This window comes from Pseudomonas sp. DCA-1 (assembly GCF_046523955.1).
GTDB classification, from domain to species: Bacteria; Pseudomonadota; Gammaproteobacteria; order Pseudomonadales; family Pseudomonadaceae; genus Aquipseudomonas; species Aquipseudomonas putida_Y.
In genome coordinates this window covers 2,913,830-2,928,385 of the sequence record NZ_CP169881.1, presented here as the reverse complement: position 1 = coordinate 2,928,385, position 14,556 = coordinate 2,913,830, and the positions used below count along the sequence as shown (strand labels likewise).

General features: G+C 62.9%; 13 protein-coding genes. 12 read left to right on the top strand and 1 reads right to left on the bottom strand.

The genetic code is table 11. The annotated features are described in order from the left end of the window. The first annotated feature begins 194 nt into the window (after nt 1-194). From ACE4QZ_RS13755 to ACE4QZ_RS13700, 12 genes are all read left to right on the top strand, one after another. The gene (locus ACE4QZ_RS13755; protein WP_021785097.1) at nt 195-1,151 is read left to right on the top strand and encodes a helix-turn-helix transcriptional regulator; all 957 of its coding nucleotides are present in this window, start codon (nt 195-197) and stop codon (nt 1,149-1,151) included. A 159-nt stretch (nt 1,152-1,310) separates the two neighbouring features. Next, nucleotides 1,311-2,669 (top strand): benzoate 1,2-dioxygenase large subunit, encoded by a 1,359-nt coding sequence (benA, locus tag ACE4QZ_RS13750; protein WP_021785098.1) that lies wholly within the window; start codon nt 1,311-1,313, stop codon nt 2,667-2,669. Further along, nucleotides 2,666-3,151: a benzoate 1,2-dioxygenase small subunit gene (benB, locus tag ACE4QZ_RS13745; protein WP_004374327.1), complete on the top strand. Its 486-nt coding sequence runs from the start codon at nt 2,666-2,668 to the stop codon at nt 3,149-3,151. The genes benA and benB overlap by 4 nt, the downstream gene beginning before the upstream one ends. Before the next feature lie 72 nt (nt 3,152-3,223). Continuing rightward, entirely contained in the window at nt 3,224-4,234 is a 1,011-nt protein-coding gene (gene benC / locus ACE4QZ_RS13740; RefSeq protein WP_021785099.1) for a benzoate 1,2-dioxygenase electron transfer component BenC, read from the top strand. A 194-nt stretch (nt 4,235-4,428) separates the two neighbouring features. After that, nucleotides 4,429-5,190, top strand: coding sequence for a 1,6-dihydroxycyclohexa-2,4-diene-1-carboxylate dehydrogenase (locus tag ACE4QZ_RS13735; protein ID WP_021785100.1), 762 nt, complete (start codon nt 4,429-4,431; stop codon nt 5,188-5,190). Between the two features lie 57 nt (nt 5,191-5,247). Beyond that, on the top strand, nt 5,248-6,576 hold the full coding sequence (locus tag ACE4QZ_RS13730) for an MFS transporter (protein ID WP_021785101.1): 1,329 nt from the start codon (nt 5,248-5,250) through the stop codon (nt 6,574-6,576). Between the two features lie 29 nt (nt 6,577-6,605). After that, nucleotides 6,606-7,520: a catechol 1,2-dioxygenase gene (gene catA, locus ACE4QZ_RS13725; protein ID WP_021785102.1), complete on the top strand. Its 915-nt coding sequence runs from the start codon at nt 6,606-6,608 to the stop codon at nt 7,518-7,520. A 146-nt stretch (nt 7,521-7,666) separates the two neighbouring features. Further along, entirely contained in the window at nt 7,667-8,866 is a 1,200-nt protein-coding gene (locus ACE4QZ_RS13720) for a benzoate/H(+) symporter BenE family transporter (protein WP_021785103.1), read from the top strand. 54 nt (nt 8,867-8,920) lie between these two features. After that, the gene (locus tag ACE4QZ_RS13715; RefSeq protein ID WP_021785104.1) at nt 8,921-10,171 is read left to right on the top strand and encodes an OprD family porin; all 1,251 of its coding nucleotides are present in this window, start codon (nt 8,921-8,923) and stop codon (nt 10,169-10,171) included. Between the two features lie 74 nt (nt 10,172-10,245). After that, the gene (locus ACE4QZ_RS13710) at nt 10,246-11,325 is read left to right on the top strand and encodes a metal-dependent hydrolase (RefSeq protein ID WP_021785105.1); all 1,080 of its coding nucleotides are present in this window, start codon (nt 10,246-10,248) and stop codon (nt 11,323-11,325) included. A 68-nt stretch (nt 11,326-11,393) separates the two neighbouring features. After that, nucleotides 11,394-12,305 carry a LysR family transcriptional regulator gene (locus ACE4QZ_RS13705; RefSeq protein ID WP_004374343.1) on the top strand — a complete coding sequence of 304 codons (912 nt, stop codon included), beginning with the start codon at nt 11,394-11,396 and terminating at the stop codon, nt 12,303-12,305. Between the two features lie 100 nt (nt 12,306-12,405). After that, nucleotides 12,406-13,386, top strand: a complete 981-nt coding sequence (locus ACE4QZ_RS13700; RefSeq protein ID WP_004374344.1) for an LLM class flavin-dependent oxidoreductase — start codon at nt 12,406-12,408, stop codon at nt 13,384-13,386. Between the two features lie 42 nt (nt 13,387-13,428). Here ACE4QZ_RS13700 and ACE4QZ_RS13695 read toward each other — a convergent pair whose 3' ends face one another. After that, nucleotides 13,429-14,526 carry an alkene reductase gene (locus ACE4QZ_RS13695; protein WP_004374351.1) on the bottom strand — a complete coding sequence of 366 codons (1,098 nt, stop codon included), beginning with the start codon at nt 14,524-14,526 and terminating at the stop codon, nt 13,429-13,431. Nucleotides 14,527-14,556: the final 30 nt, after the last annotated feature.

The window sequence follows — 14,556 nt, the reverse complement described above, 5'->3', positions numbered from 1 at the left end:
CTATCCGCCCAGCCAATCCCATCGTTGCATTGCCCAACCCCCGCCTTTTTGCTGTAGTGTCCCCGTTTGCCGGCTGTCGCCTGCCCCTGCGACACGCAGCCAGCCCGATAGAATGACCGTGATGACCGCAACCACAGCCGACAAGACGGTAGGGCGCGGCGACCAGAACAATAACGATACCGAGTGCCTTGCCTATGGAAAGCCGCCTGCTGAGCGAGCGCAGTAGCGTGTTTCACCACGCCGACCCTTACGCTGTGTCCGATTATGTGAACCAGCATGTAGGCCAGCATTGCATCGGTCTGTCCCGTACCACCCACCCCCAGGCCAGCCTCAGCCATCGCAAGTTCGCCGAGCTCGACCTGTGCCGTATCAGCTATGGCGGCAGTGTTCGCGTGACGTCGCCCGCGCTGGAAACCATCTACCACCTGCAAGTCTTGCTCAATGGCAACTGCCTGTGGCGCGGGCACAAGCGCGAGCAGCACCTGGTACCGGGCGAGCTGCTGCTGATCAACCCAGACGACCCGGTTGACCTGACTTACTCGGAAGACTGCGAGAAGTTCATCCTCAAGGTGCCAACCCAGCTGCTGGATTCGATCTGCGATGAACAGCGCTGGCAGCGGCCTGATGGGGGCGTGCGGTTCTTGCGCAATCATTACCGGCTGGATGAGCTGGATGGCTTCGTGAACCTGCTGGCCATGGTTTGCCATGAGGCGGAAGTGGGCGATTCACTGCCCAGGGTGCAGGGCCATTACAGCCAGATTGTCGCCAGCAAGCTGCTGACCCTGATGAGCACCAATATTCGCCGTGAGAGCCTCAGCTCACCGGGTGCAAGCCTGGAGCGGATCATCGACTACATCGACCGCAACCTGAAGTTCGAACTGACAGCGGAGGCGCTGGCGGAGCAGGCGTGCATGAGCCTGCGCTCATTGTATGCGCTGTTCGACCGGCACCTGCAGACCACACCCAAGCAGTACGTGCGACAACGCAAGCTGGAACAGGTGCATGCCTGCCTGGGCGATGCCAGTTGTTCGGTACGTAGCGTGACCGAACTGGCCATGGATTATGGCTTCCTCCACCTCGGGCGCTTTTCCGAGGTGTATCGGCAGCAGTTTGGCGAGTTGCCGTCCGAAACCTTGCGCAACCGGCGTTAAGCCGTATAGGTCTCTCGCGGGTACGCCCGCGAAGAGGCGCTTGAACCTGTCACCTCAACCTGCACAAAACGGATAGCACCCCGCACAAACCGGATATTGCGACCCAATCCCAGCCTCTAACCTGACCAGGTCTAAACAATAACAAGGGAGACCCTGGCCATGTCCCTGGGATTCGACTACCTCAATGCCTTGCTCGAGGACGACCGTGAAAAGGGCATCTACCGCTGCAAGCGCGAGATGTTCACCGACCCACGGCTGTTCGACCTGGAGATGAAACACATCTTCGAGGGCAACTGGATCTACCTGGCCCACGAAAGCCAGATCCCCGAGAAGAATGACTTCTTCACCCTGACCATGGGGCGCCAGCCGATTTTCATCGCGCGCAACAAGGACGGTGAGCTCAATGCCTTCCTCAACGCCTGCAGCCACCGCGGTGCCATGCTGTGCCGGCACAAGCGCGGCAACCGTTCCAGCTATACCTGCCCGTTCCACGGCTGGACGTTCAACAACAGCGGCAAACTGCTGAAGGTGAAAGACCCCAGCAACGCCGGCTACCCCGACAGCTTCAACTGCGACGGCTCCCACGACCTGACCAAGGTGGCACGCTTCGAGTCGTACCGGGGTTTTTTGTTCGGCAGCCTGAACGCCGATGTGAAGCCGCTGGTCGAGCACCTTGGCGAGTCGGCGAAGATCATCGACATGATCGTCGATCAGTCGCCTGAAGGCCTGGAAGTGCTGCGCGGTGCCAGCTCGTACATTTACGAAGGCAACTGGAAGCTCACCGCCGAAAACGGCGCTGACGGCTACCACGTAAGCTCCGTGCACTGGAACTACGCTGCCACCCAGAACCAGCGCAAGCAGCGCGAGGCGGGTGACGAGATCAAGACCATGAGTGCTGGCGCCTGGGCCAAGCAGGGCGGCGGTTTCTATTCCTTCGACCACGGCCACCTGCTGCTGTGGACCCGTTGGGCCAACCCGGAAGACCGCCCGGCCTATGAACGCCGCGACCAATTGGCTGCCGACTTCGGCCAGGCGCGCGCCGACTGGATGATCGAAAATTCGCGCAACCTGTGCCTGTACCCCAACGTGTACCTGATGGATCAGTTCAGCTCGCAGATCCGCGTTGCCCGTCCGATTTCGGTGAACAAGACCGAAATCACCATCTACTGCATCGCGCCGAAAGGCGAGAGCGCCGATGCCCGTGCAAAGCGTATTCGCCAGTACGAAGACTTCTTCAACGTCAGCGGCATGGCCACCCCGGACGACCTGGAAGAATTCCGCTCGTGCCAGACCGGCTACGGCGGCGGTACCGGCTGGAACGACATGTCTCGCGGCGCCAAACACTGGGTCGAAGGTGCCGATGAGGCGGCCAAGGAGATTGAACTCGAACCCCTGCTGTCGGGCGTGCGCACCGAGGACGAAGGCCTGTTCGTGCTGCAGCACAAGTACTGGCAGGACACCATGATCCAGGCCCTCAAGGACGAACAGCAGCTGATCCCCGTGGAGGCCGTGCAATGAGCCTGTATGAAACCGTGCGCGACTTCCTGTACCGCGAAGCGCGCTACCTGGACGATGCCCAGTGGGACCAGTGGCTGGAACTGTACGCCAGCGATGCCAGCTTCTGGATGCCGAGCTGGGACGATGACGACACCCTCACCGAAGACCCGCAAAGCGAAATCTCGCTGATCTGGTACGGCAACCGTGGCGGCCTGGAAGACCGCGTGTTCCGCATCAAGACCGAGCGCTCCAGTGCGACCGTGCCCGACACCCGCACCTCGCACAACATCAGCAACATCGAGATCGTCGAGCAGGGCGAGGGTAGCTGCCAGGTGCGCTTCAACTGGCACACTCTCAGCTTCCGCTACAAGACCACCGACAGTTACTTCGGCACCAGCTTCTACACCCTCGACCTGCGCGGCGAGCAGCCGCTGATCAAGGCCAAGAAGGTGGTGCTGAAGAACGACTACGTCCGCCAGGTCATCGACATCTACCACATCTGATACAGGGTTTTGCGAGCATTGCCCGGTGCGTCTTGTGACGCGCCGTGGCCCGGCTCGCCCGCGAGGTGCAACATGAGCTACCAGATCGCACTGAATTTCGAAGACGGGGTTACCCGATTCATTGAAGCCACCGGTCAAGAAACCGTGGCCGACGCCGCTTACCGCCAAGGCATAAACATTCCGCTGGACTGCCGTGACGGCGCTTGCGGGACCTGTAAGTGCAAGGCTGAGTCCGGTCGTTATGACCTTGGCGACAACTTCATCGAAGACGCCTTGAGCGAAGACGAAATCGCCGAAGGCTACGTGCTGACGTGCCAGATGCGCGCCGAAAGCGACTGCGTCATCCGCATCCCGGCTTCGTCGCAGTTGTGCAAGACCGAGCAGGCCAGTTTCGAGGCCGCCATCAGCGATGTCCGCCAGCTGTCGGTCAGCACCATTGCCCTGTCGATCAAGGGCGAGGCCCTGAGCCGTCTGGCCTTCCTGCCGGGGCAGTACGTCAACCTCAAGGTGCCGGGCAGCGAGCAGAGCCGGGCCTATTCGTTCAGCTCGCTGCAGAAGGACGGCGAAGTCAGCTTCCTGATCCGCAACGTACCGGGTGGGCTGATGAGCAGCTTCCTGACCAACCTTGCCAAGGCTGGCGACAGCCTGACCCTGGCCGGGCCGTTGGGCAGCTTTTACCTGCGGCCGATCCAGCGCCCGCTGTTGCTGCTGGCCGGTGGTACCGGGCTGGCGCCGTTCACTGCGATGCTGGAGAAGATCGCCGAGCAGGGCAGTGAGCATCCGCTGCACCTGATCTACGGCGTGACCAACGACTTCGACCTGGTCGAACTCGACCGTCTGCAAGCGCTGGCGGCACGTATCCCCAACTTCACCTACAGCGCCTGCGTCGCCAACCCGGACAGCCAGTACCCGCAGAAGGGCTATGTCACCCAGCACATCGAGCCACGCCACCTCAATGACGGCGATGTGGACGTATACCTGTGCGGGCCGCCACCCATGGTGGAAGCGGTCAGCCAGTACGTGCGCGAGCAGGGCATTACCCCGGCCAACTTCTACTACGAGAAGTTTGCGGCTGCGGCCTGACAGCCCCCTCTGATTCAAAGCAATACGCCGACCCTGTGGGAGCGGGCGAGCCCGCGAAGCAGGTTGCGCGGTGGATGGCACGGGCTTCGCCCGTGTTCGCGGGCAAGCCCGCTTCCACAGTGATCGCGCAGCCTTTCAGGCTTTGAGCAAGACAGTTGCAGCCGCAGGGTCTCTCGCGAACTGGAGATTTGCATATGAACAACAGATTCCAAGGCAAGGTCGCCCTGGTCACCGGTGCTGCACAAGGCATCGGCCGTGGCGTGTGCTGGCGGCTGAAGGCCGAAGGTGCGCAAGTGGTGGCCGTAGACCGTTCCGAACTGGTCCACGAGCTGGCGGGTGAAGGCATGCTTACCCTCACCGCCGACCTGGAGCAACACACCGACTGCGCCCGGGTCATGGCCAGCGCGGTGGAAGCCTTTGGGCGCCTCGACATTCTGGTCAACAACGTAGGTGGGACCATTTGGGCCAAGCCCTTCGAGCACTACGATGTCGAGCAGATCGAGGCCGAAGTGCGCCGTTCGCTGTTCCCGACACTGTGGTGCTGCCATGCCGCGCTGCCCTACATGCTTGAACGTGGCAGCGGCGTCATCGTCAACGTTTCTTCCATCGCCACCCGTGGCGTCAACCGTGTGCCCTATGGCGCGGCCAAAGGCGGCGTCAATGCGCTCACCGCCTGCCTGGCCTTCGAAACGGCTGGCCGTGGGATCCGTGTAAACGCCACCGCGCCCGGCGGCACCGAAGCGCCACCCCGGCGGGTACCGCGCAACAGTGCAGCGCAAACCGAGCAGGAAAAGCACTGGTACCAGCAGATCGTCGACCAGACCCTCGACAGCAGTCTGATGCACCGCTACGGCAGTATCGACGAGCAGGTGGGGGCCATTCTGTTCCTCGCGTCCGACGAAGCCTCGTACATCACCGGCGTGACCCTGCCGGTAGGGGGCGGCGATCTCGGCTGAACTGCAACCTCAAGGCAAAAGCTTTCTTTCACAACAAAAACAAGAGCGACAGATGCCATGCGAACCCTTGACGTACACCCGATCATCGACAATGCGCGCTTTACCTCGTTTCACTGGATGGTCATGGCCTGGTGCGGCCTGCTGCTGATTTTCGACGGCTATGACCTGTTCATCTACGGTGTGGTACTGCCGGTCATCATGAAAGAGTGGGGGCTGACCCCGTTGCAGGCCGGTGCACTGGGCAGCTATGCGCTGTTCGGCATGATGTTCGGCGCCTTGGCCTTTGGCAGCCTGGCCGACCGTATCGGGCGCAAGAAGGGCATTGCCATCTGTTTCGCCTTGTTTTCGGGGGCGACTATCCTCAACGGCTTTGCCAGCAGCCCGAGCGAGTTTGGCATCTACCGCTTCATCGCCGGCCTGGGCTGTGGCGGCCTGATGCCCAACGCCGTGGCACTGATGAACGAATACGCGCCCAAGCGCCTGCGCAGCACGCTGGTGGCGATCATGTTCAGTGGCTATTCGCTAGGCGGCATGCTTTCGGCAGGTGTCGGCATTTTCATGCTGCCGCGTTTTGGCTGGGAATCGATGTTCTTTGCCGCCGCTGTGCCACTGCTGCTGTTACCGGTGATTCTTTACTACCTGCCTGAATCCATCGGCTTCCTGGTGCGCCAAGGCCGTATCGAGGAAGCACGCACGCTACTCAAGCGGCTGGACCCGGACTGCGATGTCCAGGCCGATGATGTGCTTCAGGCGGCCGACCGCAAAGGCAGCAGCGCTTCGGTGCTGGAACTGTTCCGCAATGGCCTGGCGATTCGCACCCTGGCGCTGTGGGTTGCGTTCTTCTGCTGCCTGCTGATGGTCTACGCCCTGAGCTCCTGGCTGCCCAAGCTGATGGCCAACGCCGGCTACAGCCTGGGCTCAAGCCTGTCATTCCTGCTGGCACTGAACTTTGGCGGCATGGCCGGGGCAATCCTCGGCGGCTGGCTGGGCGACCGCTACAACCTGGTCAAGGTGAAGGTGGCGTTCTTCATTGCCGCCGCACTGTCGATCAGCCTGCTGGGGGTGAACAGCCCGATGCCGGTGCTGTACCTGCTGATCTTCATTGCCGGCGCCACCACCATTGGTACGCAGATCCTGCTGTATGCAGGCGCTGCGCAGATGTACGGCCTGTCGGTGCGCTCTACCGGTCTGGGCTGGGCCTCGGGCATCGGCCGTAATGGCGCCATCGTCGGCCCGCTGCTGGGCGGTGCGTTGATGGGCATCAACTTGCCACTGCAACTCAATTTCATTGCCTTTGCCATCCCTGGCGCCATCGCCGCGCTGGCCATGGCCGTGCACCTGGCCAGTGGTCGGCGCCACGCCCAGGCCCTGGCGGCGCAGGCCTGAACCGAACAGAACAAGACGAGGTAACCCCCATGACCGTGAACATTTCCCATACTGCCGAGATACAGCAGTTCTTCGAGGAGGCCGCAGGCTTTGGTAATGCGGCCGGCAACCCACGCCTCAAACGCATCGTGCAGCGCCTGCTGCAGGACACCGCGCGGCTGATCGAAGACCTGGACATCAGCGAAGACGAGTTCTGGCACGCCGTCGACTACCTCAACCGCCTGGGCGGTCGCGGCGAGGCCGGGCTGCTGGTGGCGGGGCTGGGCCTCGAACACTTCCTTGACCTGCTGCAGGATGCCAAGGACCACGAGGCAGGGCGGGTTGGCGGTACTCCACGCACCATCGAAGGCCCGTTGTACGTGGCTGGCGCACCGATTGCCCAAGGTGAAGTGCGCATGGACGACGGCAGCGAGGAGGGCGTCGCCACGGTGATGTTCCTGGAAGGCCAGGTGCTGGACCCGCACGGACACCCGCTACCGGGTGCCACGGTCGACCTGTGGCATGCCAACACCCGCGGTACCTATTCGTTCTTCGACCAAAGCCAGTCGGCGTACAACCTGCGTCGGCGCATCGTTACCGATGCCCAGGGGCGCTACCGCGCGCGCTCCATCGTGCCATCGGGCTATGGCTGCGACCCGCAGGGGCCAACCCAGGAATGCCTGGACCTGCTGGGCCGTCATGGCCAGCGCCCGGCGCATGTGCACTTCTTTATATCGGCGCCAGGGTACCGGCACCTGACCACGCAGATAAACCTGTCGGGGGACAAGTACCTGTGGGATGACTTTGCCTATGCCACACGGGACGGGCTGGTCGGGGAGGTGGTGTTCGTCGAAGGGCCGGAGGGTCGGCATGCCGAGCTGAAGTTCGACTTCCAGTTGCAGCAGGCCCAGGGCGGTGCCGATGAGCAGCGCAGCGGGCGGCCGCGGGCTTTGCAGGAGGCCTGATCCACCGAGTGGGCTGTTTCGCGGGCTTGCCCGCTCCCACAACGACTACACAGGCTTCACCTGTGGGAGCGGGCATGCCCGCGAAGCAGCCAACACCCAAACAAGAGCCCGCCACAAAGGCCGGCCGCTGCCTTGCGAGACGCTTCATGAAAACGCTGATCAAAGACTGCTCTGTATCGGCCATTGTCGCCGGCTGCATTGCCACCACGATCTCCTACGCCGGCCCGTTGGTGATCATTTTCCACGCCGCCGAAGCGGCCGGCCTGTCGCACCAGCAGTTGTCGTCCTGGGTTTGGGCCGTGTCCATGGGCAGTGCCGTACTCGGTGCGCTGCTCAGCCTGCGCTACCGCGTGCCGGTAGTGATCGCCTGGTCGATCCCGGGGTCGGCGCTGTTGGTCACCGCCTTGCCGCAACTGGGCCTGGCGCAGGCCGTGGGCGCCTACCTGGTGGCCAACCTGGTCCTGCTGCTGATCGGCATCAGCGGGGCCTTCGACCGCATCATCGCGCGCCTGCCGGGTTCTATCGCTGCCGGTATGCAGGCCGGGATCCTGTTCAGTTTTGGCATCGAGGTGTTCCGCGCCTTGCCGGTGCAACCGCTGCTGGTACTGGCGATGTTCGTCACCTACGTGCTGATGCGTCGGGTGCAGCCGCGCTATGCCGTGGCTGCGGTGCTGGGCGTGGGCATGCTGGTGACCGTGGCCAGCGGTACGTTGCGCAGCGAAGTACTGGTGCTGGAACTGGCCTCACCCCAGTGGATCACCCCCCAGTTCAGCCTGTCGGCGGTATTCAGTCTGGCGCTGCCGATGGTGCTGGTGGCGCTGACCGGGCAATTCATGCCGGGTATGGCGGTACTGCGCAACGCTGGCTACGTCACGCCGGCCAGCCCGCTGATCAGCGCCAGTGCCCTGGCTGGGGCGCTACTGGCGCCGTTCGGTTGCCACGGGCTGAACCTGGCGGCGGTTACCGCCAGCCTGTGCACCGGCCAGGAAGCCCATGAAAACCCCCAACGGCGTTATGTGGCAGCGGTGGCTGGCAGTGTGTTGTATCTGCTGCTGGGCATTGCCGGGGCCACCTTGATGTCGCTGTTCGCCGCCTTTCCCGCCGTACTGATCGCGGCCTTGGCCGGTTTGGCCCTGTATGGCGCCATCAGCGAAGCCTTGGTCCGCAGTCTGGCAGAACCGGCCGAGCGCGACGCCGGGCTGTTCACCTTCCTGGTCACCGCTTCGGGGGTGGCTTTCCTGGGCCTGTCGGCAGCGTTCTGGGGGCTGCTGTTCGGCCTGCTGGCGCACGCGCTGCTGAGGCTGCGCCAACCACGTGCCCGGGAGGTGCTGCGCCGTACCCCATGAACTGCCGTGTTTCCAACGCTTTACCCATAAAAACAAGATCAAGAGAGCTTCGGAATGAACCACACCCCTTGCGTTGCCCTGGGCCTGACATTGCTCAGCCAGCCACTGCTGGCTGCCGAAGGCGGCTTCTTCGAGGATTCGAAGGCCACCCTGAGTGCCCGTAACTACTACTTCAGCCGCGATTTCTCCGACATTGTCGGGGCCAACAAACAGTCCAAGGCCGAGGAGTGGGCCCAGGGTTTCATCCTCGACTTCAAAAGTGGCTACACCCCGGGCCCGGTCGGCTTTGGCGTGGACGCCCTGGGGTTGCTGGGGATCAAGCTGGACAGCAGTCCAGACCGCGCCAATACCGGCCTGTTGCCGGTGCATGGCGACGGCCGTGCTGCCGATGAGTACAGCCGCCTGGCGCCGACCTTCAAGGCCCGGATATCAAAAACCGAACTGCGTGCAGGTGAACTGCAACCGAACCTGCCGGTGCTGACCTTCAGTGATATTCGCCTGTTGCCACCCACCTATCAGGGCGTGAGTTTGAGTTCGTCGGAAATCGACGGGCTGACCGTGCAGGCCGGGCACTTGAAAAGCACCCACCTGCGCAACGAAGGCGGCGACGGCAAGATGAACGCGATGCTTGGCCATGTGCCGATGCGGCAGGCCGAAAGCGACGCGTTCAACTATGTGGGTGGGGACTATGCGTTCAATGCCAACCAGAGCAGCCTCAGCCTTTGGTACGGTCAGCTGGAGGACATCTACCAACAAGGCTTCGTTGGCCTGAAGCACAGCAAACCCGTCGGGGACTGGGTACTCAGCGCCAACCTGGGTTATTTCACCGCGCGTGAGCAAGGCGATGCGCTGCTGGGCAACATCGACAACCAGGCGTTCTTCTCGCTGTTCACTGCCCGGCACGGCGGGCACAGCTTCCATGCCGGCTACCAGGGCATTTATGGCGATAGCCCGTTCCCACGGGTATTCGCCAACATCTCGCCGCTGGGCAACGAAGTGCCGACCTATGAGTTTGCCTACACCGACGAACGCTCGTACCAGGTGCGTTACGACTACAACTTCGCCGCCATGGGCGTGCCGGGCCTGACAGCGACCGTGCGCTACATAACCGGTAACAATGTCGATACCGGGCTGGGTTACGAGGGGCGTGATCGCGAGCGTGATCTGGATATCGGCTATGCGGTGCAGAGCGGGGCACTGAAAGGGTTGGGGATTCGGGTGAGGAATGCCATGGCGCGCTCCAACTACCGCAGTGATATCGACGAGAACCGCCTGACGCTGGTGTACACCTGGCAGCTGTTCTGAGCCATTCAGGAGAATTGCGCATCAGGGGTGTATGGGGGTAGCGTGCGGAAACGACTCTTTCAGGAATCCCCACCTTGGACTCCATCACCCAAGCCGTACTTGGCGCGGCGCTGCAAGGGACCGTGCTCGGGCGCATCCAGGGCCGACGCTCGCTGCTGTACGGTGCAGCACTGGGCACGCTGCCGGACCTGGATGTGATCATTCGCTATGCCGACCCGGTGTCGCAGATGACTTATCATCGCGGCTTCTCCCACTCGTTGTTCGTGCTCACCGGCCTGGCCTTGCTGTTGGCCTGGCTGGTCAACAAGCGCTGGCCCGGAAAGGGGTATACCTTGCCCAGGCTTTTTTTGGCGTTCTGGCTGGTATTGGTAACCCATCCGGTGCTCGACGCCTTCACGGTTTACGGCACGCAGTTGTTCTGGCCTTTGCACACCACCCCTGAAAGCTGGGCGGCGGTGTTCATTATCGACCCGGTCTACACCGTGCCGCTGCTGGCTGCGGTGGTCTTCACCCTCATGAAGGGCGTGACCCGCAGGGCTACCCGCCTGCTGACCATGGCCCTGGTGTTCAGTACCTGCTACCTGGGTTTCGGCCTGGCGGGGCGCATGGCTGCCGAGCAGCGTTTCCAGTCGGCACTGGACCAGCAAGGTATCGTCGTGAGCGAGGTGCGTGCCGTGCCGATGGCATTCAACAGCCTGGTCTGGCGGGTGTTGGCCAAGACCCCGGATGGTGATTATTACGAAGGCATCAGCAGCGTGCTCGACCAGCAACCCCCCGAAATGCAACGCTTGTCGCGCAATCTGGAACTGGCGCAAGCACTGAACAATGACCCTTTGCACCAGCGCTTGCGCTGGTTCACCGATGACTGGCTGCGTTATGACCAGATTGGCGACGCACTGGTGGTCACCGACCTGCGCATGGGTATCCCGGGGAATTACACCTTCCGTTTCAACATGGCTCAGCGCGATCATCAAGGGCAGTGGATGGTCGGTGTACCTTCGCCGTGGCGAGGCAGCGGGCCTGGCTCGCTGTTCAACGCTCAAGAGCTGATGCTTATCTGGCGACGCATTGTCGACCAGCAGCCGCCACTGCCGCTGGCTAACTGGACCGATCGCTACCTCGGGCAGACGGAAGCTGCAAGGCAGCCCCACTAGATCAGGAACCTTGCATTGCCTGAAATCGCACCCATCTATGGCGGTTCGATCAGCGTCAGGAAAACACCATGGAACCCAACCGCTTCGGCGACATCGCCGCTTTCGTCAGCGCCGCGAAGGCCGGCAGCTTCACAGCTGCGGCTGCCAGCCTGGGCCTGACGCGTTCAGCGGTGGGCAAGAGCATCGCCCGCCTGGAAGCCCGCATGGCGGTGCGCCTGCTCAACCGCACTACGCGCAAGCTGAGCCTGACCGATGAAGGCCTGGTGGCGTTCGAGCGCTGGCGGCAGATTCTGGATGACCTGGACGAGGTCGAAAGCACCATGGCCCTGCGCCGCGGCAAGCCCACTGGCACCCTGCGCCTGACCGCACCGCTGTCGCTCGGGCAGCGCCATGTATTGCCTATCCTCGACCAGTACCTCAAGCAATGGCCCGAACTGCGGGCGGATATCCGCTTCACCGACCGTTTCGTTGATCTGGTCGAAGAGGGCGTGGACGTGGCCGTGCGCATCGGTGCACCTAAGGAAGACTCGCAATTGCTGACGCGCACCGTCGCCTGGCAGCAGTTCGTGACCTGTGCATCGCCTGCGTATCTGGAGAAGCGCGGTGTGCCGCAGATGCCCGGCGACCTCTATGGCCATGACAAGATTGCCTTCCTGGCCGGCGAGAAGGCCATGCCCTGGCGCTTTCACACAGAAGCGGGGCTGCACCTGTGCGAAGATCCCGGGCGGCTGAACATCGACAGTTCCGAGGCCATGCTTGACGGCGCCCGGGCCGGTTTCGGTCTGATTCACCTGCCTACCTATATCACCGGTGACGACCTGCGCGCTGGCAATCTGGTGGAGGTACTGCACGCCTACCGCCCCCCGGCAGACCCCATTCGCATCGTCTACCCAAGCAAGCGCCACCTGTCCCCTCGGGTACGCGGCTTCATCGACTTGTTGGTGGCCAGCTGGGAGCCGGGCGTGCCTTGGGAATACTGATTGGGGAATGCCAGGCCCCTATGCCGGGCCTGAAACTGGGTTTATCGCTGGCGGCGCAGCATGGAAACTGGCAGCCATTGATAATCCCTCTGGAGACCCCATGACTGCACTGTCCGTACTGGATCTGGTCATGATCGGCGAAGGCAAGACCTTCGCCGATGCGATCGAAGAATCCCGCCAGCTGGCGCGGCATGTCGAGCAACAGCACTACAGCCGCTACTGGATCGCCGAGCACCATGACATGCCGGGCATTGGCTCGGCTGCCACTTCGCTGGTGATCAACGAAATCGCCAATGCCACCCGACACATTCGTGTTGGGGCTGGCGGCATCATGCTGCCCAACCATGCGCCGTTGGTGGTGGCCGAACAGTTTGGCACCCTCGATACATTGCACCCGGGCCGTATCGACCTGGGCCTGGGCCGTGCGCCAGGCACGTCCGGGCCGACCGTGCGTGCATTGCGCGGCGCCGCGCCAGAGCGAGATTTCAGCCAGGACATTGCCGAGCTGCGTGATTACCTGGCGGACAACGGCAAACGCCGGGTGCGCGGCGTACCGGGTGCGCACGATGTGCCGGTGTGGATCCTCGGTTCCAGCCTGTTCGGTGCTGACCTGGCGGCGAAGCTGGGCCTGCCTTATGCCTTCGCCTCGCACTTTGCCCCGCGTTACCTGCTGCAGGCCATTGCCCATTACCGCGCCAACTTCCAGCCTTCCGCGCAACTGGCCAAACCGTATGTGATGGTTGGCATGAACCTGTTCGCCGCTGCCAGCGATGCTGAGGCGGACTACCTGGCCAGCTCCCACCGCAAGTGGATGCTGGACCTGCATGTCGGGCGCTTTGGCTTGCTGCCCAAGCCGCAAGAGGGTTACATCGAACGCTTGCCGGACCACGAGCGCGCCGTGCTCGAGCAGGTGATGGCCTGCACCGTAGCCGGAGGGCCTGAACGGGTGAGGGAAGGGCTGCGCTCGCTGATTGAGCAGACCGGGGCGGACGAGCTGATGATCGACTGCCGCATCCATGACCCGCTGGCGCGGCAGCGGTCACATGCCTATGCAGCGCAGGCGTTGGCTGAACTGGGCTGACACGAAAAAAAACGGGCGCCCGCAAGAGCGCCCGTTTTTGCATCAAGCCTGCTTCAGGAACGGATAATCCGTATACCCTTCAGGCCCATTGGCATAATCGAACTTCGCCCGGTGCTCATTCAACGGCGCTTGCAGCCGCAGACGCTCCACCAGGTCGGGGTTGGCAATGTAGGCGCGCCCGAACGCCACGGCATCGATCAAACCCCGCCCGATGAGGTCTTCGCCTTTCTCGGCGGTATAGGCACCGGCCGCAATGATCACCCCGGGGTAGGCGGCGCGAATGGCCTGGCGGAACTCGTCACGCAGTGGCTTGCCGCCGGCCCAGTCCGGCTCGGACAGGTGCAGGTAGGCGAGGTTGCGCTTGGCCAGTTCGCGGATCAGGTACAGGCCGGCGGCCTCCTGGTCTTCGCCATTGTCCACACCATTGAAACCACCCAACGGGAACACACGAATACCGACCCGGTCGGCGCTCCAGTTGGCAATGGCCGCGTCCACCGCCTCCAGCACAATGCGCGCACGGTTTTCAACGCTGCCGCCGTAGCGGTCTTCGCGCTGGTTGGCACTGGGGGTGAGGAACTGGTGCAGCAGGTAACCGTGGGCGGCGTGCAACTCGATGAAGTCGAAGCCGGCTTCACAGGCGTTGATCGCGGCCTGGCCAAAGTCGGCGACGATGCCAGCGATCTCCGCTTCGCTGAGTGCCCGGGGTGCGGAGGTTTCCACGCGCGTCAGGTTGCCTTGCGCATCACGCAGGGTGGTGCGTGCGTCCGCCGGCAGCGCCGAAGGGGCCACGGGGGCCTCGCCGCCAGGTTGCAGCGAGGTATGCGACACCCGCCCGGTGTGCCACACCTGCACGGCGCTGTGGCCGCCATCGGCATGGATGCCTTGGTTGATGTGCTTCCAGGCAGCGATCTGTTCGGCGCTGTGAATGCCGGGCGAGCCAGAATAGCCCTTGGCCTGGAAGGAGATTTGCGTGGCTTCAGTGATAATCAGGCCAGCACTGGCGCGCTGACGGTAGTACTCGGCCATCAGCGCGGTGGGTACATCACCCGGCTCCAGGCTGCGCAGGCGGGTGAGGGGGGCCATGAATACACGGTTGGGCAGGGTGAGGGGGCCGATTTGCAGCGGTTGCAAGAGTTTCATTGCAGCTCCAGAGGTGGAAAACCAATGGTG